Origin of the sequence: Methylobacterium sp. 285MFTsu5.1, assembly GCF_000383455.1 — a bacterium.
In the GTDB taxonomy this organism is placed as follows: domain Bacteria; phylum Pseudomonadota; class Alphaproteobacteria; order Rhizobiales; family Beijerinckiaceae; genus Methylobacterium.
In genome coordinates, this window is the sequence record NZ_KB911355.1 from 1 (window position 1) to 1403 (window position 1403).

The following is a 1403-nucleotide window of genomic DNA, read 5'->3' on the forward strand; positions in this document are numbered from 1 at the left end:
CCTCACCCATGGACGCCTCCTGCAGTGGTGTTGCAACACCTCCACTCTGGCACATCGATGCCGTCAGGGGGCGTCCACCCCTACGCTTTGGAGAAGCGCCGACGGCGGTCCGGGCGGCCGGGTAGGGTGGTTTTCCGTCGGTCTGCTATTGATCGGCAGCAGGGGAGAGCGGACATCGCGCCGCGCCTGCTTCCTACTGTCAACCGAAGACCAAGGGGCAGTCGGCCGCGACCTCGGCGGTTATTGCCTTCAGCCTCCAACGACCGGGGCACATCTTGAGAGGCTGAATGTCAGGCAAGCCGACCCGGGGGCGCCCGCTGCCTGATCACTGTGTCCGCGAGGTAGGGACCGGTGCCACCGCGAGCGCCTGCGCGACGTGGCGGAGCTTGTCGGGATTGCGGGTAATGTAGATCGCGGTGATTTGGCCGTCCTCGATGGCGAGCGCAGTTGTTTGGAGAACGTCGCCGCGTTCGCGGCTGATATAGCCGGGCAAGCCGTCGATCCAGACGGGTTCGAGTATCTGCGCCCAGCCTTGCCCCCATTTGCGCCGCACACCCTCGAACATGCGCAGGAGGCGGTCCAATCCAGTGATGGGGTTGATGAAGGCCAAAACCTTGCCGCCGCCATCGGAGCGCAGCACCGCATTCTCGGCGAGAAGTGTACGCAGCGCTGCGGTGTCGCCGCTGGTGGATGCCGCGAAGAAGGCCTGTGCAATCCGCTCGCCCTCTTCGCGCTCTACGGGGAAGCGCGGACGCGCAGCCTCCACGTTCCGCCGTGCCCGGACGGCGAGTTGGCGCACGGCCGCCGCCTCCCGGTCAAGCGTGTCTGCCACCTCGCCGAGCGGCACGCCGAAGACGTCGTGGAGGAGAAATGCCGCCCGCTCGAGCGGCGACAGACGCTCCAGCGCCATCATCAGCGTCAGCGTTAGGTCATCTTTGTCCAGCCCATCCTCCTGGTTCTCGACGAGTGGATCGGGCAGCCAAGCGCCGACGTAGGTCTCCCGGCGGGCGCGGGCCGACTTCATCTCGTCGAGGCAGAGGCGCGTAACGATGCGCGCGAGGAACGGATAGGGAGCAGAGACCTTCGTCTGGTCCACCGCCACCCAGCGCAGCCAGGCATTCTGCACGACATCCTCCGCTTCGCTGCGCGAGCCAAGCATGCGGTAGGCGATGCGCAACAGCCGCGCGCGATGGACCTCGAAGGTCGCCGTGGCAATTTCGGCCTGCGACATGGCCCGTTCCTCGTAAACGAAGCCGGTTGAGCGAATGTGGATGACCATCGGCTATCCTCGCCGCCTTGAACAGCTGAGTGATCCTCCCTCGGTGTCGCGGACACAGAGAGATCATTTCGTGGTCCTCTCGGCTTGCTCGGGCGTAAGATAGCCGAGTGCCGAGTGGATGCGT

At 65.5% G+C, this 1403-nt stretch carries 1 protein-coding gene; it reads right to left on the reverse strand.

Annotated features, from left to right (window positions below; translation table 11 throughout):
• Positions 1-325 precede the first annotated feature (325 nt).
• Positions 326-1231 carry a sigma-70 family RNA polymerase sigma factor gene (locus H288_RS0131915; RefSeq protein ID WP_042675012.1) on the reverse strand — a complete coding sequence of 302 codons (906 nt, stop codon included), beginning with the start codon at positions 1229-1231 and terminating at the stop codon, positions 326-328.
• Between the last annotated feature and the right edge of the window lie 172 nt (positions 1232-1403).

Bases quoted from the DNA above. Each gene is read 5' to 3' on its own strand.
- H288_RS0131915 (WP_042675012.1), bottom strand. From the start codon at position 1,231: ATGTCGCAGGCCGAAATTGCCACGGCGACCTTCGAGGTCCATCGCGCG.